The 18,180-nt window shown below is 71.9% G+C and carries 15 protein-coding genes; 9 read left to right on the top strand and 6 right to left on the bottom strand.

Annotated elements, in window-relative coordinates:
- Positions 1-122 precede the first annotated feature (122 nt).
- From scy to ABFX81_RS19175, 6 genes are all read left to right on the top strand, one after another.
- Positions 123-4,070: a polarized growth protein Scy gene (gene scy / locus ABFX81_RS19200; RefSeq protein ID WP_086844636.1), complete on the top strand. Its 3,948-nt coding sequence runs from the start codon at positions 123-125 to the stop codon at positions 4,068-4,070.
- Between the two features lie 183 nt (positions 4,071-4,253).
- Positions 4,254-5,189: a coiled-coil domain-containing protein gene (locus ABFX81_RS19195; protein WP_059417189.1), complete on the top strand. Its 936-nt coding sequence runs from the start codon at positions 4,254-4,256 to the stop codon at positions 5,187-5,189.
- Positions 5,190-5,274: 85 nt separating this feature from the next.
- Positions 5,275-6,234 carry an ATP-binding cassette domain-containing protein gene (locus ABFX81_RS19190; RefSeq protein ID WP_086844634.1) on the top strand — a complete coding sequence of 320 codons (960 nt, stop codon included), beginning with the start codon at positions 5,275-5,277 and terminating at the stop codon, positions 6,232-6,234.
- A 2-nt stretch (positions 6,235-6,236) separates the two neighbouring features.
- Entirely contained in the window at positions 6,237-7,007 is a 771-nt protein-coding gene (locus tag ABFX81_RS19185) for an ABC transporter permease (protein WP_086844631.1), read from the top strand.
- Positions 7,008-7,139: 132 nt separating this feature from the next.
- A complete protein-coding gene (locus ABFX81_RS19180) occupies positions 7,140-8,465 on the top strand; it encodes an ABC transporter ATP-binding protein (RefSeq protein ID WP_346138358.1) in 1,326 nt (441 codons plus the stop codon).
- The gene (locus ABFX81_RS19175; protein ID WP_086852241.1) at positions 8,462-9,343 is read left to right on the top strand and encodes an ABC transporter permease subunit; all 882 of its coding nucleotides are present in this window, start codon (positions 8,462-8,464) and stop codon (positions 9,341-9,343) included. Before ABFX81_RS19180 ends, ABFX81_RS19175 begins: the two co-directional genes overlap by 4 nt.
- Positions 9,344-9,361: 18 nt before the next feature.
- On the opposite strand, the gene ABFX81_RS19170 is transcribed toward ABFX81_RS19175, so the two are convergent.
- Positions 9,362-9,694: an ATP/GTP-binding protein gene (locus tag ABFX81_RS19170; RefSeq protein WP_086852239.1), complete on the bottom strand. Its 333-nt coding sequence runs from the start codon at positions 9,692-9,694 to the stop codon at positions 9,362-9,364.
- Positions 9,695-9,957: 263 nt separating this feature from the next.
- On the opposite strand from ABFX81_RS19170, the gene ABFX81_RS19165 reads away from it, so the two are divergent.
- Positions 9,958-10,986 carry an LLM class flavin-dependent oxidoreductase gene (locus ABFX81_RS19165; protein WP_086852237.1) on the top strand — a complete coding sequence of 343 codons (1,029 nt, stop codon included), beginning with the start codon at positions 9,958-9,960 and terminating at the stop codon, positions 10,984-10,986.
- Positions 10,987-11,069: 83 nt separating this feature from the next.
- Here the strand turns inward: ABFX81_RS19165 and ABFX81_RS19160 are convergent, their stop codons facing one another.
- A complete protein-coding gene (locus ABFX81_RS19160; protein WP_030246492.1) occupies positions 11,070-11,462 on the bottom strand; it encodes an SCO5389 family protein in 393 nt (130 codons plus the stop codon).
- A gap of 256 nt (positions 11,463-11,718) precedes the next feature.
- Between ABFX81_RS19160 and nucS the strand changes: the two genes are divergently transcribed.
- Positions 11,719-12,390, top strand: coding sequence for an endonuclease NucS (nucS, locus tag ABFX81_RS19155; protein ID WP_010040116.1), 672 nt, complete (start codon positions 11,719-11,721; stop codon positions 12,388-12,390).
- A gap of 69 nt (positions 12,391-12,459) precedes the next feature.
- Here the strand turns inward: nucS and ABFX81_RS19150 are convergent, their stop codons facing one another.
- The 4 genes from ABFX81_RS19150 to ABFX81_RS19135 all read right to left on the bottom strand — a co-directional run bounded on the left by ABFX81_RS19150 (position 12,460) and on the right by ABFX81_RS19135 (position 17,307).
- Positions 12,460-14,949 carry an ATP-binding protein gene (locus ABFX81_RS19150; protein ID WP_346138356.1) on the bottom strand — a complete coding sequence of 830 codons (2,490 nt, stop codon included), beginning with the start codon at positions 14,947-14,949 and terminating at the stop codon, positions 12,460-12,462.
- A gap of 268 nt (positions 14,950-15,217) precedes the next feature.
- Positions 15,218-15,541, bottom strand: coding sequence for an STAS domain-containing protein (locus ABFX81_RS19145; protein ID WP_003993003.1), 324 nt, complete (start codon positions 15,539-15,541; stop codon positions 15,218-15,220).
- Positions 15,542-15,690: 149 nt separating this feature from the next.
- Entirely contained in the window at positions 15,691-16,539 is an 849-nt protein-coding gene (locus ABFX81_RS19140; RefSeq protein ID WP_086852600.1) for a 3-hydroxybutyryl-CoA dehydrogenase, read from the bottom strand.
- 126 nt (positions 16,540-16,665) lie between these two features.
- On the bottom strand, positions 16,666-17,307 hold the full coding sequence (locus ABFX81_RS19135) for a TetR family transcriptional regulator (protein ID WP_086852602.1): 642 nt from the start codon (positions 17,305-17,307) through the stop codon (positions 16,666-16,668).
- Positions 17,308-17,387: 80 nt separating this feature from the next.
- Here ABFX81_RS19135 and ABFX81_RS19130 point away from each other — a divergent pair, with 80 nt between their 5' ends.
- Complete coding sequence (locus ABFX81_RS19130) at positions 17,388-18,170, top strand: ATP-binding cassette domain-containing protein (protein ID WP_086852604.1); 783 nt, start codon at positions 17,388-17,390, stop codon at positions 18,168-18,170.
- Positions 18,171-18,180 lie beyond the last annotated feature (10 nt).

The raw sequence follows: 18,180 nt of genomic DNA, 5'->3' as shown, positions 1-18,180 counted from the left end.
GCGTCGGGGCAGCAGCCTCTGCTCCGCCGATGATCTGACACCATTCCCCGGGGGCCCCGTTCGGCGGATGGACGGAGCTCGTTTGGAGAGAGTTGCGACCAGGGGACGGATGGGACCGCGCAGTGCGGGGCTACGAGAGCCAGGAGCGAGAGCCGGCGGCTGACGTCGACCACCTCTCTCGGTTCGAAGCCGAGATGAAGCGGCTGAAGACCGAGCGGGAAAAGGCGATCCAGCACGCCGAGGACCTCGGCTACCAGGTCGAGGTGCTGCGCGCCAAGCTGCACGAGGCGCGGCGCACCATCATGTCCCGGCCCTCCTTCGACGGCGGCGACATCGGCTGGCAGGCCGAGCAGTTGCTGCGCAACGCGCAGATGCAGGCCGACCAGATCCGTACGGATGCCGAGCGGGAGCTGAGCGAGGCCCGGGCCCAGACCCAGCGGATCCTCCAGGAGCACGCCGAGCAGGCGGCCCGGCTCCAGGCGGAGCTGCACCAGGAGGCGGTGACCCGGCGCCAGCAGCTCGACCAGGAGCTGGCCGAGCGCCGCCAGACGGTCGAGTCGCACGTCAACGAGAACGTGGCGTGGGCGGAGCAGCTGCGGGCCCGCACCGAGCAGCAGGCCCGCCGGCTGCTGGACGAGTCCCGCGCCGAGGCCGAGCAGGCCCTGGCCACCGCCCGCGCGGAGGCCGAGCGGCTGACGACCGAGGCCCGGCAGCGGCTGACGGGCGCGGCCGAGGAGGCCCGCGCGGAGGCCGAGCAGATCCTGCGGCGTGCCCGCACGGACGCCGAGCGGCTGCTCAACGCCGCCTCGACGCAGGCCCAGGAGGCCACCGACCACGCCGAGCAGCTGCGGACGTCCACGGCCTCGGAGTCGGAGTCCGAGCGCCGCCGGGCCCAGGAGCTGAGCAAGGCCGCCGAGCAGCGGATGGCCGAGGCCGAGGAGGCGCTGCGCAAGGCGCAGTCCGAGTCGGAGAAGCTGGTCGCCGAGGCCAAGGAGGCCGCCGCCAAGGCCCTGGCGAGCGCTGAGTCCGCCAACGAGACGCGCACGCGCACCGCCAAGGAGCAGGTCGCCCGGCTGGTCGAGGAGGCCACGAAGGAGGCCGAGAACACCAAGACCGAGGCCGAGCAGCTCGTCGCGGACGCCCGCGCCGAGGCGGAGAAGATCGTCGCGGAGGCCTCCGAGAAGGCCCGCACGCTCACGGCCGAGGAGACGGCGACCCAGCTGTCCAAGGCGGCCAAGACCGCCGAGGACGTGCTCAACAAGGCGTCGGAGGACGCCAAGAAGACCACCAGGGCCGCGGCCGAGGAGGCCGAGCGGATCCGCAGGGAGGCCGAGGCCGAGGCGGACCGGTTGCGCGCCGAGGCACACGACATCGCCGAGGAGCTCAAGGGCGCGGCGAAGGACGACACCAAGGAGTACCGCGCCAAGACGGTCGAGCTCCAGGAGGAGGCCCGCCGGCTGCGCGGCGAGGCCGAGCAGCTCCGGGCCGACGCGGTCGACGAGGGCGAGAAGATCCGCGCCGAGGCCCGTAGGGAGGCCGTGGCGCAGATCGAGGAGGCGGCGAGGTCCGCCGAGGAGCTGCTCGCCAAGGCGAAGGCAGACGCGGACGAGCTGCGGACGACGGCCCAGACGGACAGCGAGAAGGTCCGTACCGAGGCCATCGAGCGGGCGACGACCCTGCGCCGGCAGGCCGAGGAAACCCTTCAGCGCACCCGGCAGGAGGCCGAGCGGCACCGCGAGGAGGTCGTCGAGCAGGCCGAGGCCCTCAAGGCGGACGCCGAGCGTGCGGCGCGGGAGCTGCACGAGGAGACCGAGCGGGCCATAGAGGCCCGCCGCGCCGAGGCCGCACAGGAGCTGACGCGGCTCCAGACGGAGGCGGAGGAGCGGCTCGCCGCCGCCGAGCAGGCGCTGTCCGACGCCCGGGAGGAGGCCGCGCGGATCCGCCGCGAGGCCGCCGAGGAGAACGAGCGGCTGCGCGCCGAGGCCGCCGAGCGGATCCGTACGCTCCAGCAGCAGGCCGAGGCCGAGGCCGAACGGCTGCGCGACGAGGCCGCGTCCGACGCGTCGGCCGCGCGTGCCGAGGGCGAGGCCGTCGCCGTACGTCTGCGGTCGGAGGCCGCGAGCGAGGCCGAGCGGCTGAAGTCGGAGGCGCAGGAGAGCGCCGACCGGGTGCGCGCGGAGGCGCAGGCCGCCGCCGAGCGTCTGGCCACGGAGGCGTCCGAGACGCTGGCCGCCGCCCAGGAGGAGGCCAACCGGCGCCGCCGCGAGGCCGAGGAAGTCCTCGGCTCCGCCCGGCAGGAGGCCGACCAGGAGCGCGAGCGGGCCCGCGAGCAGAGCGAGGAGCTGCTGGCTTCCGCGCGCAAGCGCGTAGAGGAGGCGCAGACCGAGGCCGTACGGCTGGTCGAGGAGGCCGACCGGCGCGCCACGGAGATGGTGTCGGCGGCCGAGCAGCACGCGCAGCAGGTCCGGGACTCCGTCGCGGGGCTGCACGAGCAGGCGCAGGACGAGATCGCCGGGCTGCGCAGCGCCGCAGAGCACGTGGCGGACCGTACGCGGCGGGAGGCGCAGGAGGAGGCGGACCGGGTCCGTTCCGACGCCTACGCCGAGCGGGAGCGGGCGAGCGAGGACGCCGGCCGGCTGCGGCGCGAGGCGCACGAGGAGTCCGAGGCCGCCAAGGCGCTCGCCGAGCGGACGATGTCCGAGGCGATCGCGGAGGCGGAGCGGATCCGCGAGGACGTCGCCGAGCACGCCCAGCGGGTGCGCACCGAGGCGTCGGACGCCATCGCGGAGGCCGAGCAGAGCGCCTCGCGCACCCGGGCGGACGCCCGCGAGGACGCCAACCGCATCCGCTCGGACGCGGCGACGCAGGCGGACACCCTCATCACCGAGGCGCGCAACGAGGCGGAGCGGCTCACGACCGAGACGGTCCAGGAGACCGACCGGCTGCGGATGGAGACGGTCGCCGAGGCCGAGCGGGTCCGCACGGAAGCCGTCTCCGAGGCCGAGCGCCTCCGTTCCGAGGCGGCCACGGAGGCCGAGCGGGTGCGGGCCGAGTCGGTCGCCACGGCCGACCAGCTGGTCGGGGAGGCCACCGCCGAGGCGGAGCGGCTGCGGGCCGAGGCCGCCGAGACGGTCGGCTCGGCGCAGCAGCACGCCGAGCGGGTCCGCAGCGAGGCCCAGCGCGTCAAGGCGGACGCCGAGGCGGAGGCGGAGCGGCTCGTCAACTCCGCGCGCGAGGAGGCCGACCGCACGCTGGACGAGGCCCGCAAGGACGCCAACAAGCGGCGTTCCGAGGCGGCCGAGCAGGTCGACAAGCTCATCACGGAGACCACGGCGGAGGCCGACAAGCTGCTCACCGAGGCGCAGCAGCAGGCGCACAAGACCACCGCGGAGGCCGAGTCGCAGGCCGACACGATGGTGGGCGCGGCCCGCAACGAGGCCGACCGGCTCGTGTCCGAGGCGACGGTCGAGGGCAACTCGCTGGTGGAGAAGGCCCGTACGGACGCGGACGAGCTGCTGGTAGGCGCGCGCCGGGACGCCACGCAGATCAGGGAGCGGGCCGAGGAGCTGCGCGACCGCATCACGGCGGAGATCGAGGAGCTGCACGAGCGGGCCCGCCGGGAGTCGGCGGAGGCGATGAAGTCGGCGGGCGACCGCTGCGACGCGCTCGTCAAGGCCGCGGAGGAGCAGCTCGCGAAGGCTCAGGCGCAGGCCAAGGAGATCGTCTCGGAGGCCAACTCCGAGGCGGGCAAGGTGCGTATCGCCGCGGTGAAGAAGGCGGAGGGGCTGCTCAAGGAGGCCGAGCAGAAGAAGTCCACGCTGGTCCGGGAGGCCGAGGAGCTCAAGGCGGAGGCGATCCGCGAGGCCAAGCGCACGGTCGAGGAGGGCAAGCGCGAGCTGGAGGTCCTGGTCCGCCGCCGCGAGGACATCAACGCCGAGATCTCCCGTGTCCAGGACGTCCTGGAGGCGTTGGAATCCTTTGAGGCCCCGTCCCCGGCCAAGGACAACGGAGTCAAGGCAGGCGCAACAGTCGGCGCACCCCGTTCGGGTGGCAAGTCCTCGGATAGCTAGCGAACCGGGGCGAAACCGGTGTGTGCTGGAGCCTTTGACCAAGTCTTTGGCAAGCAGTCCTGCGGTTAGCCACTCAAAAGGGGTCTCATTTTGCAGACCAAACGCGCATCCGCTCGATGACACACCGTTTCGGCCCCTAGGATTCCACCTATCACCTCACCGGTCTCATTCGACAGGAACCCCATGAGCGACACTTCCCCCTACGGCTTCGAGCTTGTGCGGCGTGGATACGACCGCGCTCAGGTGGACGAACGTATCTCCAAGCTCGTCTCCGACCGTGACAGCGCTCTCGCCCGCATCACCGCTCTGGAGAAGCGCATCGAGGAGCTCCACCTCGAGACGCAGAACGCCCAGGCCCAGATCAGCGACGCCGAGCCGTCGTACGCGGGTCTCGGCGCGCGTGTCGAGAAGATCCTCCGCCTCGCCGAGGAGGAGGCGAAGGACCTGCGCGAGGAGGCCCGGCGCGCGGCCGAGCAGCACCGCGAACTCGCCGAGTCGGCGGCCCAGCAGGTGCGCAACGACGCCGAGTCGTACTCGGCGGAGCGCAAGGCGAAGGCCGAGGACGAGGGCCTGCGGATCGTCGAGAAGGCCAAGAGTGACGCCGCCCAGCTGCGCTCCGAGGCGCAGAAGGACGCGCAGTCCAAGCGCGAGGAGGCGGACGCCCTCTTCGAGGAGACCCGCGCCAAGGCCGCCCAGGCCGCCGCCGACTTCGAGACGAACCTCGCCAAGCGCCGCGAGCAGTCCGAGCGCGATCTGGCCTCCCGTCAGGCCAAGGCCGAGAAGCGCCTCGCCGAGATCGAGCACCGCGCCGAGCAGCTGCGCCTGGAGGCCGAGAAGCTGCGCACGGACGCCGAGCGCCGCGCACGCCAGACGGTGGAGACGGCCCAGCGCCAAGCCGAGGACATCGTGGCCGACGCCAACGCCAAGGCCGACCGCATCCGTTCGGAATCCGAGCGCGAGCTGGCCGCCCTCACCAACCGCCGCGACAGCATCAACGCGCAGCTGACGAACGTCCGCGAGATGCTCGCGACGCTCACGGGCGCCGCGGTGGCCGCCGCCGGCACGCCGGCCGAGGACGAGCCGATCTCCCGTGGGGTCCCGGCGCAGCAGTCCCGGTAACACGCGGGCATACGGAGTCTGAATCTCCGCAAAGCCCTCTGCCGCTCGGGTGGCAGAGGGCTTTGTCACGTTCTAGCGTGGCGGCATGATTGAGCTGGAGGGGCTGACCAAGCGTTACGGCGAGAAGGTGGCGGTCAACAACCTGTCCTTCACCGTCAGACCGGGCATCGTCACCGGCTTCCTCGGGCCGAACGGCGCGGGCAAGTCCACGACCATGCGGATGATCCTGGGTCTCGACCACCCGACCGCAGGCGACGTCCGGATCGACGGCAAGCACTACCAGCAGCTCAAGGATCCGCTGACGTACATCGGCGCCCTGCTGGAGGCCAAGGCCTGGCACGGCGGCCGCACCGCCTACAACCATCTGCTGTGCCTCGCGCACAGCAACGGCATTCCGCGCAGCCGGGTGCGGGAGGTGCTGGACACGGTCGGGCTGACGGCGGTCGCGAAGAAGAAGACCAAGGGCTTCTCGATGGGCATGGGGCAGCGGCTCGGCATCGCGGCCGCGCTGCTCGGCGATCCCCGGATCCTGATGTTCGACGAGCCGGTCAACGGCCTCGACCCCGAGGGCATCCACTGGATCCGCACCCTGATGAAGTCCCTGGCGGCACAGGGCCGGACCGTGTTCGTCTCCTCCCACCTGATGAGCGAGATGGCGCTGACGGCCGACCACCTCGTCGTCATCGGGCAGGGGCGGCTGCTCGCGGACACCTCCATGGCCGACTTCATCGCGCGCAACTCACGGTCGTACGTCCGGGTCCGCAGCCCGCAGCGGGAGCGGCTGCTCGACGTGCTGCAGCAGGCCGGGGTCGTGGCCGTCGAGAGCGGTGACGGGGTGCTGGAGGTGGACGGCGGCAAGGCCGAGCACGTCGGCGAGCTGGCGGCGCAGCACGGGATCACACTGCACGAGCTGAGCCCGCAACAGGCGTCGCTCGAGGAGGCGTTCATGCAGCTGACCGCGGGGTCGGTGGAGTACCACGCCCACAGCGGGCCGAGCCCCGAGCCACCGGGGCAGCAGTGGGGCGACGGCTGGAAGAGGGGCTGAGCATGGCGACGACGCAGGTCGTACGGTCGGAGTGGACGAAGATCCGGTCGGTGGCGTCCACGGTGTGGACCCTGTCGCTGGTGGTGGTCGTGACGGTCGCCCTCGGCATGCTGATCTCGGCCCTGTCCAAGAACGAGTTCGACTCCATGGGCGCGCAGCAGCGGGCGGAGTTCGACCCGACGTTCATCAGCTTCGCGGGGATGAGCCTCGGGCAGCTCGCGATGATCGTGTTCGGTGTGCTGGTGGTGTCGAACGAGTACAGCACCGGCATGATCCGCACCTCGCTGGCCGCCGTGCCGCAGCGCGGCTCCTTCCTGTTCAGCAAGATCGCGGTCGCCAGCGCCCTCGCGCTCCTGGTCGGCCTCGTCACCAGCTTCGCCGCCTTCTTCCTGGGGCAGGCGATGCTGGGCGAGCACCGGGCGGAGATCGGCGACCCGGGGGTGCTGCGCGCGGTGTTCGGCGGCGGCCTCTACATGGCGCTGATCGCGATGTTCTCCATGGGCGTCGCCGCGATGCTGCGCTCGCCGATGCTGTCGCTGGGCATCCTGATGCCGTTCTTCTTCCTGATCTCCAACATCCTGGGCAATGTCGACGCGACGAAGAAGATCGGCCGGTTCCTGCCCGACCAGGCCGGCAGCAAGATCATGCAGGTGGTCACGCCCATCGGCGACGACACGCCGTACGGTCCGTGGGGCGGCCTCGGGATCATGGGGCTGTGGGTGCTGGCGGCGCTGGTCGGCGGGTACGTGCTGCTGAAGAAACGGGACGCCTAGGCGGGGCTGCCGGGGCGCGTCGCGCTCCACCCTTTACTTTCATTTGGGCGGAACCGTCAGCGCCTCGATATCCTCCTAACCCTTACGGGGGCGTGTGCCCCGCTGTCCTGAACCTTGCGATGGGTGCGGAGCATGATCGAAGCAGTCGGCCTGACCAAGCGCTACGGCGACAAGACCGCTGTGTACAACCTTTCCTTCCAGGTGCGGCCGGGGGCCGTCACCGGCTTCCTCGGGCCGAACGGCTCGGGCAAGTCGACGACGATGCGGATGATCCTCGGCCTGGACAACCCGACGGCCGGGCATGTGACGATCGGCGGCCACCCGTACCGCAAGCTGCCCAACGCCCCCCGTCAGGTCGGTGCCCTCCTGGACGCCAAGGCCGTCCACGGCGGCCGGGCCGCCCGCAACCACCTGCTGAGCCTCGCTCAGCTGTCCGGCATCCCGGCCAAACGGGTGGACGAGGTGCTCGGGGTCGTCGGCCTCCAGGACGTGGCCAAGAAGCGGTCCAAGGGCTTCTCCCTCGGCATGGGGCAGCGGCTGGGCATCGCCGCCGCGTTGCTCGGCGACCCGCAGGTGCTGCTGTTCGACGAGCCGGTCAACGGCCTCGACCCCGAGGGCATCCTCTGGGTGCGCAACCTGATGAAGGCACTCGCGGCGGAGGGCCGTACCGTCTTCGTCTCCTCCCACCTGATGAGCGAGATGGCGCTCACCGCCGACCACCTCATCGTCATCGGGCGCGGGCAGCTGCTCGCCGACATGAGCGTGACAGCCTTCATCTCCGCGAACTCGGCCGACTTCGCGCGGGTCCGTACGCCCGACACGGAGCCGCAGCAGCGCGAGAAGCTGTCGGCCGCGCTCACCGAGTCGGGCGGGCACGTGCTGCCCGAGCAGGACGGCGGGCTGCGCGTGACCGGGCTGCCGCTCCCCCGCATCAGCGACATCGCGCACGACCACGACATCCGGCTGTGGGAGCTGTCGCCGCACCAGGCCTCGCTGGAGGAGGCGTACATGCGGATGACGCAGGGCGCCGTCGACTACCGCTCGACCATCGACCAGAAGGAAGGGCTCCAGCAGCAGCTGCCGCCCGGGGCGCAGCCCCCGATGCCGGTGCCCGGACAGGGCCAGCCCGGCTGGTACGCCCCGCCGCCGCCCCAGCCGGGCGGGCAGCCGTTCACGATGGCGCCGCAGGGCGCGCCGGGCCAGGCACCGGCGGGCCCGTACGGCGCACCGGGAGCACCGGGAGCGCCCGTAGCCGCTCCGATCACCCCCGGTGCCTCCGGCGCGGGAACGCCCAACCCGTACGCCCAGCCGGCGGGCGGGCCGCCGCAGACGCCCGCGCCGCCCGCGGCCCAGGCACCCCAGCCCCCGGCGGCGCCCGCCGCGCCGGCCCCTCAGGCGCCCGCCGCGCCCGCGCCCGCCCCGACCTCCGACCTGACCAAGCCCGAGGACCCCCGATGAGCAGCCCTCAGCCCCAGATGCCGCCGGCCGCACCCGCCTGGGAGGCGGCGCCCGGCTCTTCGTACCCCGGCTACACCTCGCCGATCCCGGTCGTGCGGACGCACCTCGGGCATGCCATCGCCTCCGAGTGGACGAAGATCAGGTCGGTGCGCTCCACGATGTGGACGCTCGGCGTCTTCGTCCTGCTCGTCATCGGCATCGGCACGCTGACCGGCGTCGTGGTGGCGAACTCCGACCCGGCCCTGTCCGGCGAGAGCCCGATCGGCCTGGGCTTCTTCGGGCTGCTGCTCGGCAGCATGTGCATCATCACGCTGGGCGTGCTGACCACGGCCTCGGAGTACGGCACGGGCATGGTCCGCACCACGATGGTCGCGTGCCCGAGCCGGGGCCGGGTGCTGGCGGCCAAGGGCATCGTGTTCTTCCTGGTCGCGTTCGCGGTGACGCTGGTGTCCGCGTCCCTCGTCGCCTTCCTGCACGTGGCGATGCTGGAGGGGCAGGGCACCAAGGACCCGTCCGGCGGGGAGTGGCTGAGGGGCACGGTCGGCATCTCGGCGTACGTCGCGCTGCTGGGCCTGCTCTCGCTCGCCATCGGCTCGATCATCCGGCACTCGGCGGGCGCCATCACCATCATGATCGGCGCCGTGCTCGCCCCGCTGGTGATCGCGCTGTTCATGTTCTCGGAGTCGCTGCGGGGCGTCCGGGACGCGCTGTTCGAGTACTCGATCCCGAGCCAGCTGAGCGTCTTCTACGCCACCCCCGGCTCCAACTCCCTCAGCTCGTCCGGCCCGTCCGGCTGGGACCCGCTGTGGATCCTCCTCGGCGCGACGGCCGTCGCGTTCGCCGCCGCCTTCGCGCTGCTGGAGAAGCGGGACGTGTAGCCGCAGGCCGTGAAGGGCCTAGAACCTCGGCGCGTTACGGGACCGCCGCACCCCCGGGGTGCGGCGGTCCCGCGCGTTCCAGCAGGCCTTGTGCCAGTGCCGGCGGTCGTCGACGCCCGTGTGCTCCGACCAGGCCACCACGTGCGGCACCCCGTCCGGGATCAGCTGGTCGCAGCCGGGGCATCGGTACGACTTGCCCTGCGCGCTCGCGCCGGCCACGTGCCGCACGCTCCAGTTCTCGCCCTGCCAGTTCTCCGAGGACTGCCAGCCGCCGTAACGGCCGGGGCTGTCGTCCTCGGCGCTCCGGCCGGACGAAGCGGCGCCCTTGGGTCGGTTGCGACGCGGGGACACGGGACACCTCTCGGGGCTATACAGGACACGTGGCGTGCCCAGCCTACGCGGCGCGGACGGGGGTACACGTACGCCATCCAATCGCCACAAGTCCCTCTCCGGGCAAGGCGCGCCCCCGCCGGGCCTCTCCCCGGGCTCCGCGCGGAACGCCCCATTCTGCAGACAATCCGCAAAATACCCCGACCGGCCGTGTCCTCGGCACGTGTCAGACGGTTATGCCCTGTGGGGGAGCTCCGTGTCGGAGCCAAGGAAGCAGGAAAGCAATGCGCGTTGGAAGTTTCGTGTTGGCGGCCCAGTTCCCCGGTCAGGGAGAGGGAGAGGCGCTGCACCGCGCGGTCCGCTCGGCCGAGGTCGCCGAGGAGGCGGGGCTCGACACGGTCTGGCTGGCCGAGCACCACTTCGTGCCGTACGGCACGTGCCCGTCGGCCGTCACCCTGGCCGCTCTACTGCTCGGCCGCACCCGCCGCATCCGGGTCGGTACGGCGGTGAGCGTCCTGCCCACCACGCACCCCGTGGCCCTCGGTGAACAGGCGGCGCTGCTGCACCACACGAGCGGCGGCCGTTTCACACTCGGCGTCGGGCGCGGCGGCCCGTGGGTCGACCTGGAGGTGTTCGGTGCGGGCCTGGAGGCGTACGAGAAGGGGTTCCCGGAGTCCCTGGACGTCCTGGTGCGCTGGCTGCGCGACGCGTCCGTGGCGGCCGACGGGGAGCGCTTCCGCTTCCGTGAAGTCCCGGTGGTTCCCCGGCCGTCGGAGGCCCTGACCGAGGCCGAGGGGCCCGAGCTCGTCGTGGCCTGCACCTCACCGGCGAGTGTGCGGCTGGCGGCCGAGCGCGGCCTCTCGATGCTGCTCGGGATGCACGTCGGGGACGAGGAGAAGGCCGAGATGGTCGCCCTGTGGCGGCAGCACGCGCGGGCGTGCGGCCGGCCGCCCGAGGAGATCCTGGGCGCGTCCCATGTGTCGGCGGGCGTCTGCCAGATCGCGGACCGGCGGGCCGACGCGGCGGAGACGCTGATGAAGGCGATGCCGGGCTGGCTGAAGCAGGGCCTGGAGGCGCATGTCACGGTCGACGGGCGCACGCGCCGGATGCGCGACCCGCTGGCGTACACCGAACTGCTCTGCGGACTGCACCCGGTGGGCACACCGCGGCTGTGTGCCGACCGGCTGGCGGCGACCAGCGAGCGGACCGGCATCTCCCGCTTCGCCCTGCTCGTCGAGGGCTCCGGGGACCTGGCGGCGACGGAGGAGAACGTACGGCGGCTGGGGGCCGAGGTGCTCCCCCAACTCGTCTGAGAGCACGATGGGTTCCTGGGGCTTGCCGCTCCGGTACAGAACTGCACCTCCCGCGTACGGAGCGGCAAGCAAGCGGCGCCGCGTCAGCAGTCCCGGAACTCGGGTGACTGGTTGAGCACCTGGCTGCGGACCGAGGTGAAGCGGCCCAGCTTCTCGTCGACCGAGGAGTCAAGCGGGAACACCGCCACCCGGTGGCAGTTCTGGAAGGCCAGCCGCACACCGAAGTGCCGTTGCAGCGCGCCGCGTATCGCGTCACTCGCAAGCGCACGCAGCAACTGACCGCGTGCCTGCTCGTCCGGCGGAGGCGTCTGGTTGTCGGCGAACGCACCGCCGTCCACCTTCAGCTGTGCCACCAGGGAGCTGATCATCTCCCACGCGTAGGGCAGGGAGGTCCGGACGCAGTCGACGAATTCCGCTTCGTCGACCTCGCCTCGCTCGGCCTGTTCGAGTAGGGCCGGTGAGACGTCGAGCGACATGAGTTCTCCTCTCGCACCCCCGCCCGGCGGGCAGGGGTTGCCGGACAGATAAGGGAGTTCGCGATACCGGACACGCTGCGTACACACATCGCGACCTCCCGTTCATACCGTAAGCAACCGACGGTGACGGCACCAGGAGAATGCGCAGATGAGACACTCTCAATGACCACACCCTGCACACAATCGGCCAATACCGAACACGTGTTTTCCAGGGCGAATCGCGTCGACAGGTGCCTGTCGAGTAGCGTTGCCGACCATGCGTCTCGTCATTGCCCGCTGCTCCGTGGACTACGCCGGGCGGCTCACCGCCCACCTTCCCTCGGCCCCGCGCCTGATCCTGGTGAAGGCGGACGGCAGCGTCTCGATCCACGCCGACGACCGGGCCTACAAGCCCCTGAACTGGATGTCGCCGCCCTGCACTCTGAAGGAGGGCACCGGCGAGGATGAGGGCGTCTGGACCGTCGTCAACAAGGCGGGCGAGAAGCTCATCATCACGATGGAGGAAGTCCTCCACGACTCCTCGCACGAACTGGGCGTCGATCCCGGCCTGATCAAGGACGGCGTGGAAGCGCACCTCCAGGAGCTGCTCGCCGACCGCATCGAGACACTCGGCGACGGCTACACCCTGATCCGCCGCGAGTACCCGACGGCCATCGGCCCGGTCGACATCCTGTGCCGGGACGCCGACGGCAAGACCGTCGCGGTGGAGATCAAGCGACGCGGCGAGATCGACGGCGTGGAGCAGCTGACGCGCTATCTGGAGCTGCTGAACCGCGATCCCCACCTCGCCCCGGTCCGTGGCATCTTCGCCGCGCAGGAGATCAAGCCTCAGGCCCGCGTCCTCGCGACCGACCGCGGCATCGGCTGCCAGGTCCTCGACTACGACGCGCTGCGGGGCATCGAGGACGACAAGCTGCGGCTGTTCTGACACCCCGCACGCGCACGACGAGAGGGCCGGGTCCGAGGAACGGACCCGGCCCTGCCGTGTGTCCGGCCGTCAGATCACCGGGTCCGGGCTGCTCTCCGGCGCGCTCGCGGTAGTGCTCGCGGGGGCGCTCGACGCCGGGCCGCTGGCCGAGTCCGAGGTGGACGGCTGCGAGGTCGGAGGCTGGGACGTCGGCGGCTGTGAGGTCGGCGGCTGGGACGTGGGTGGCTTGGACGTCGTCGGCGGCTGGGACGTGGTCGGCGGCTTCGACGTCGTGGGTGGCTTGGACGTCGTCGGCGGCTTGGACGTGGTCGGCGGCTTCGAGGTCGTGGGCGGCTTCGACGTCGATCCGGAGTCGCTCGGGTCCGGGGAACCGCTGGGACCGCCCGTCGGCGTCGGATCGTCCGAGGTGCCCGGCGTGCCGTCCGGGCCCGGGTCGGTCGGGCGGCTCGTCGCCGCACCCGTGTCGCCGTCGCCGTCGTTCGCCGGCCGGTCCGCGCCGAGGCTGCCGTCGTTGATGCCCTGGCTGGCCGAGGGGTTGACGCCGACCTGGTCGGACGGCGGGTTCGGCTGGTTGTCGGACGTGGCGCCGAGCGTCACGACCGTGCCGAGCACGGCGACGAGCAGGGCACCGGCGCCGGAGGCCACGAGGTTGCGCCGGGCCAGGCCCTTGAGGCCGCCCCGGGCCTTGCGGGAGGGCGCGGACGAGCTGTGGTGGGTGACCAGGGCCGGCGAGGGGGGCTGCTGGAGGGTCGGGAAGGCCGCCGGAACACCGCCGGCCGGGGACGCCGACTCCTCGTACCGGGCGTCGGGGACCTCCTCCCCCGCGGTCGGCCCGAGTCCGATCGGAGTGCCCGAGCGGTCGGCGACCAGGGCGAGGGCACGGCGGCCGGCGACGGTGCCGCGCTTGTCGGAGAGGGCACCGCGCAGGCCGATGGAGGCCTCCAGTTCGGCGCGGGCCCGGTCGAGCTGTCCGCCGCACAGGGCGAGGATGCCGAGCTCGTGGTGGAAGTACGCCTCTTCGGCGACGTCCGCGGCGAGCCGGGCCGCCTCGGCGCCGGTGCGCAGGACGCGTTCCCAGGCGCTCCAGTGCAGTCCGGCGGCGAACGCGGGTGCGGCGGTGCGCGCCAGGTGCACGGCCGGGCTCTCCTCGCCCTCGGCGGGCGGGCTGGTGAGCGGCCCGAGCACGGCCAGGGCGGCCAGGAGCGCGTCGGCCTCGGCGCACACGCGCTCCGGGGTGACCGAGGGGTGCCCGGCCCACCAGGAGTAGTGCTGGGCGGCGCTGCGGGCGCCGGCCCCGGCCTCGTCGGCGTAACCGGCGGCCTCCAGCTGGGTCAGGACACCGGCGGCGAGCCGGTAGCGGGAGCCGACCGGGGACACCAGGCCGCAGGCGGCCAGTTCGCCGAGCGCGGCGTCCGCGTGGGTGTCACCGACCAGGGCGGGCAGATGCGCCTGGTGCGGCACCTCGCCGCCGAGGGCGACGGCGAACCGCAGGGTGGCGCGCGCGGAGGCGCTCAGGCGGGAGGCGAGCAGCGGCGCGGGGGCGGCGGCCTCGCCGAGCGAGGGCAGCGGTACGTCGTCGCCGTCGGCGGCCTCGTACGCGTCGGCCGGGGGCGCGTCCTCGAAAACGCCGAACTCGTCGACGGCGCTCGTCCCGGCACGCAGCCGGTCGCGCTGCCGCAGCAGGGCACCGGCCTGGACGAAGCGCAGCGGCAGACCCTCGGACTCGAACCAGAGGTCGCCCGCCCAGTTGGACTCCTCCTCGGTGAGGGGCCGGCCGACGGCGTGTTCCAGCAGGTCGAGCCCGGCGGCGCGCTCCAGGCCGCCGAGGAGGACCTCCTCGACGGCGGCGTCGGCGGAGGGCGCCGGCACGTCCGGGGTGGCACCGAGCAGGAAGGCGCACTCGGGGGTCGCCTCCAGCAGCTCGTCGAGCCCGCCGCCGCCGAACTCGAGGTCGTCGATGACGACGACCGCGCCGATCTCACGAACATGGGTGAGAAGTTCGTCCCGGTCCGGGCGGTGCAGCGGGGCGTTGTAGACCGCGTGGAAGAGGTCGTACAGCAGGTCGCCGGAGGTGCGGCCGAAGCCGTTCAGGCGGACGACGCCGTCGGGGGCGAGGTCGGAGCAGTCCTCGGAGACCAGGTCGAGGAGGCGGGTGCGGCCGCAGCCGGCGGGGCCGGTGAGGCGGACCGAGCGGCCGCGGGCGAGCAGGCGCACCAGTCGCTCGCGTTCGTCCTGGCGGGCCAGCAGCGGCAGGCTGGGCTGTGCGGGGCCGGGCGGGACGGGGGGCCGGGCCGCGCGCTCGGCCTCGGCACGCTCCGCCGTCGTGAGCTTCACGGGCCGGGCGGGCCGTTCGGCGGGCGGGCAGGCTTCTATCTCGCTGCCGTCGACGGGGTTGACGGTCAGCAGGAAGTCGCCGGAGACCAGCTGCACGGTGCGGGCGAGCGCGGGCGCGTGCTGGCTGAAGTCGGGTGTGAGGGATTCCCTGGGCGGGCGCTGGCGCGGCGACTGCTCGTCGCCGTCGTGGCCATACCCCTCGGGTTCCCCGGTGTTCGGGTCCATAGGTCAAAGCCCCCCAAAAGCGTGTGTGTGCTCTGAAAAGCCCCTCCCGGCCTTGCTGCACACCGCGCTGTCGCTTCTGGTCCGGGCCCGCAGATAGGGTTTCAAGGCAGCGGGCAGCCGAACCCTAAACCTTCGCACAGTATCTACGACAGTCCGGGGTACCGCGCCGTCCGAGACGTCACGGTCTCGTGAGGATTGTGCGCGTCGCACGATTCGACAACGTCCGTCCGGGTCTCCCCGGTCTCCCGGTTCACACCCGTACGGGCCGTCACACGCGAGGCAATGTCTCCACCCCGATGCCCCCCTCGATCGCCAGGATCCGGTGCAGTCGGGTGGCCACCAGCAGGCGCTGCATCTGCGGCGGCACGCCGCGCAGGACCAGGCGCCGGCCGCAGCGGCCGGCTCGCCGGTGAGCCCCCATGATCACACCGAGTCCGGTGGCGTCCCAGGAGTCCAGTTCGGACAGGTCCAGCACCAGGTCGCCGACTCCGTCGTCGACGGCCGAGTGCAGGACCGTACGGGCGTCCGCCGCGCTCCGGACGTCGAGGCGGCCCCCGACGACCAGCTCGGCGTGGTCGCCCCTGATGTGCATATGCGCTCCCCGTGCGTGCGTCTCGTGCTCCGCGTTCTGATGCCGGTGATGCAACCTCTGACTGCGTAAGGGGGGCAGAGGTTGCTTCTTGTAAGCGAACCGATACCGAATTCACCCGGGGGTGTGATGCTCCCGGGGCATGTGCGGTTTCAGTGCTTGTAGAAGCCCTGCCCGCTCTTGCGCCCGATGTCACCGGCGTCAACCATCCGGCGCATCGACTCGGGCGGCGCGAACTTCTCGTCCTGGGACTCGGTGTAGATGTTGCTCGTGGCGTGCAGCAGGATGTCGACGCCCGTCAGGTCCGCCGTCGCCAGCGGGCCCATGGCGTGACCGAAGCCCAGCTTGCAGGCCAGGTCGATGTCCTCGGCGCTCGCCACGCCCGACTCCTGGAGCTTCGCGGCCTCGACGACCAGGGCGCAGATGAGACGGGTCGTCACGAAGCCGGCGACGTCGCGGTTGACGACGATGCAGGTCTTGCCGACCGACTCGGCGAACTCACGGGCCTTGGCGAGGGTTTCGTCGCTGGTCTTGTAGCCGCGGACCAGTTCGCACAGCTGCATCATCGGCACCGGCGAGAAGAAGTGCGTGCCGACGACCCGCTCGGGGCGCTCCGTCGCGGCCGCGATCTTGGTGATCGGGATGGCGGAGGTGTTGGAGGCGAGGATCGCCTCGTCCTTCACGAGCTTGTCGAGGGCGCGGAAGATCTCGTGCTTGACCTCGAGCTTCTCGAACACGGCCTCGACGACGACGTCCGCGTCGGCCGCGGCGTCCAGGTCGGTGGTCGCGGTGATGCGGGCGAGGGCGGCGTCGGCGTCGTGCGCCTCCAGCTTGCCCTTGGCGACGAACTTGTCGTACGAGGCCTTGATGCCGTCGGTGCCCCGCCTCAGCGCCTCGTCGGTGACGTCGCGCAGGACCACGTCCCAGCCCGCCTGTGCGGAGACCTGGGCGATGCCGGATCCCATGAGGCCGGCTCCGATGACGGCGAGCTTCCGTGCCACTGTGCGACTCCCCTGACGCGCTGTTTATGTCTGCCTCTCCGGCGGACACTAGCGTTCGTGAGGGCCTGTGTGACCAGTAAGTAATGCGCGTCACGTCTCACATGACGGACATCACACCGGCAGGGGTCATCCCGCGCCCCGGACGGCGTAGTTGAGCACCTTCCGGCTCAACAGCTCCTCGATGTCGTCGAGGAGGACGAGCATCTCCCGTGACACTTCGTCCGGGTTGCGCCCCTTGGTCATCTCGCGGCCGATCGCGACGAAGACGGTGCCGTGGACCCAGCAGATCTGACCGGCGATCAGCCTGGGCAGCGGGTCGGCGTCCCCGGCGTCCGTCTCCTCGCGGAGGGTCGCCTCCAGGTTGTCCTGGACCTCCTGCTGGATGCTCCACAGCCGGGAGCGCAGCGGCGGCGCCTCCTCGATGCAGCGCATGAAGCGGTCGTAGCCCTCGACGAGGCCCATCCGGGGCGAGACGGCCTCGATCTCGGCGCGCAGCTCGCGCAGCACCGCCCCGGCGGCCGACTCCCCCGCGTCCCGGCCGCGCACCCAGCGGGAGAGCCGGTCGACGACCCCCTGGGAGCGGTCGAAGAAGAGGTCCTCCTTGGCCGGGAAGTAGTTGTAGACGGTGTTCACGGAGACGTCGGCCGCCTCCGCCACGTCCGCGATCGTCACGGTCACGAACCCGTGCTCCAGGAACAGCCCGGTGGCGATGTCCGAGATGCGCTGCCTGGTCTCGCGCTTCTTCCGCTCCCTGAGCCCCTCTGCCATGCCCGAATCCTAGCTTCCCTGGTGACTCTCAAAACTTGGTGTCATTGCAAAATTTAAGAGACTCTGTTTTTCTGTGGGGCATGGCAATCATCAGTACGTCCGCCCTGGCGCGTACCTTCCAGACCAAGCGCGGCCCGGTCCAGGCCGTGCGCGGCATCGACCTGACCGTCCGCGAGGGCGAGATCCTCGGCTTCCTCGGCCCGAACGGGGCCGGCAAGACGACGACCCTGCGGATGCTGACGACCCTGCTGGAACCGACCGGCGGCGCCGCCACGGTGGCGGGCTGCGACCTGGCGACCGACCCGGCCGGGGTGCGGCGGGCCTGCGGCTACGTGGCGCAGTCCGGCGGGGTCGACCCGCAGATCAGCGTGCGGGAGGAGCTCGTCACGCAGGGGCGTCTGTACCGGCTGACCAAGGCGCGGGCCGCCGAGCGCGCCGAGGAGCTGGCCCGCGACCTGGGCCTCACCGAGCTGCTCGACCGCAAGTGCGTCGCGCTCTCCGGCGGGCAGCGGCGCCGCCTGGACATCGCGATGGCGCTGACCCACCGCCCGAAGGTGCTGTTCCTCGACGAGCCGACGACCGGGCTCGACCCGGGCAGCCGCGCCGACCTGTGGGACCTGGTGCGCCGGCTGCGCGACGAGCACGGCACGACCGTCTTCCTGACCACGCACTACCTCGACGAGGCCGACGCCCTCTCCGACCGGCTGGTCGTCGTCGACCACGGGACGGTCGTCGCCGAGGGCCCCCCTAGCGCGCTGAAGCTCCGGTACGGCGGCTCCCTCGACGCCTCGCTCCAGGACACCTTCCTCGCCATCACCGGCCGCAGCGCCGCGCCGGCCGACCGGACTCCCGTCGCCGTATAGGTCGCAGAGA

Source organism: Streptomyces coeruleofuscus, from assembly GCF_039532725.1.
Lineage (GTDB): Bacteria > Actinomycetota > Actinomycetes > Streptomycetales > Streptomycetaceae > Streptomyces > Streptomyces coeruleofuscus.
The sequence above is the reverse complement of the archived record's forward strand: the minus strand, read 5'-3'. Positions and strand labels throughout refer to the sequence as shown.

What these genes read in the sequence shown, in the direction of transcription:
- ABFX81_RS19195 (WP_059417189.1), top strand. Translation starts at nt 4,254, where the DNA reads ATGAGCGACACTTCCCCCTACGGCTTCGAGCTTGTGCGGCGTGGATAC.
- ABFX81_RS19190 (WP_086844634.1), top strand. Translation starts at nt 5,275, where the DNA reads ATGATTGAGCTGGAGGGGCTGACCAAGCGTTACGGCGAGAAGGTGGCG.
- ABFX81_RS19185 (WP_086844631.1), top strand. Translation starts at nt 6,237, where the DNA reads ATGGCGACGACGCAGGTCGTACGGTCGGAGTGGACGAAGATCCGGTCG.
- ABFX81_RS19180 (WP_346138358.1), top strand. Translation starts at nt 7,140, where the DNA reads ATGATCGAAGCAGTCGGCCTGACCAAGCGCTACGGCGACAAGACCGCT.
- ABFX81_RS19175 (WP_086852241.1), top strand. Translation starts at nt 8,462, where the DNA reads ATGAGCAGCCCTCAGCCCCAGATGCCGCCGGCCGCACCCGCCTGGGAG.
- ABFX81_RS19165 (WP_086852237.1), top strand. Translation starts at nt 9,958, where the DNA reads ATGCGCGTTGGAAGTTTCGTGTTGGCGGCCCAGTTCCCCGGTCAGGGA.
- ABFX81_RS19160 (WP_030246492.1), bottom strand. Translation starts at nt 11,462, where the DNA reads ATGTCGCTCGACGTCTCACCGGCCCTACTCGAACAGGCCGAGCGAGGC.
- nucS (WP_010040116.1), top strand. Translation starts at nt 11,719, where the DNA reads ATGCGTCTCGTCATTGCCCGCTGCTCCGTGGACTACGCCGGGCGGCTC.
- ABFX81_RS19150 (WP_346138356.1), bottom strand. Translation starts at nt 14,949, where the DNA reads ATGGACCCGAACACCGGGGAACCCGAGGGGTATGGCCACGACGGCGAC.
- ABFX81_RS19145 (WP_003993003.1), bottom strand. Translation starts at nt 15,541, where the DNA reads ATGCACATCAGGGGCGACCACGCCGAGCTGGTCGTCGGGGGCCGCCTC.
- ABFX81_RS19135 (WP_086852602.1), bottom strand. Translation starts at nt 17,307, where the DNA reads ATGGCAGAGGGGCTCAGGGAGCGGAAGAAGCGCGAGACCAGGCAGCGC.
- ABFX81_RS19130 (WP_086852604.1), top strand. Translation starts at nt 17,388, where the DNA reads ATGGCAATCATCAGTACGTCCGCCCTGGCGCGTACCTTCCAGACCAAG.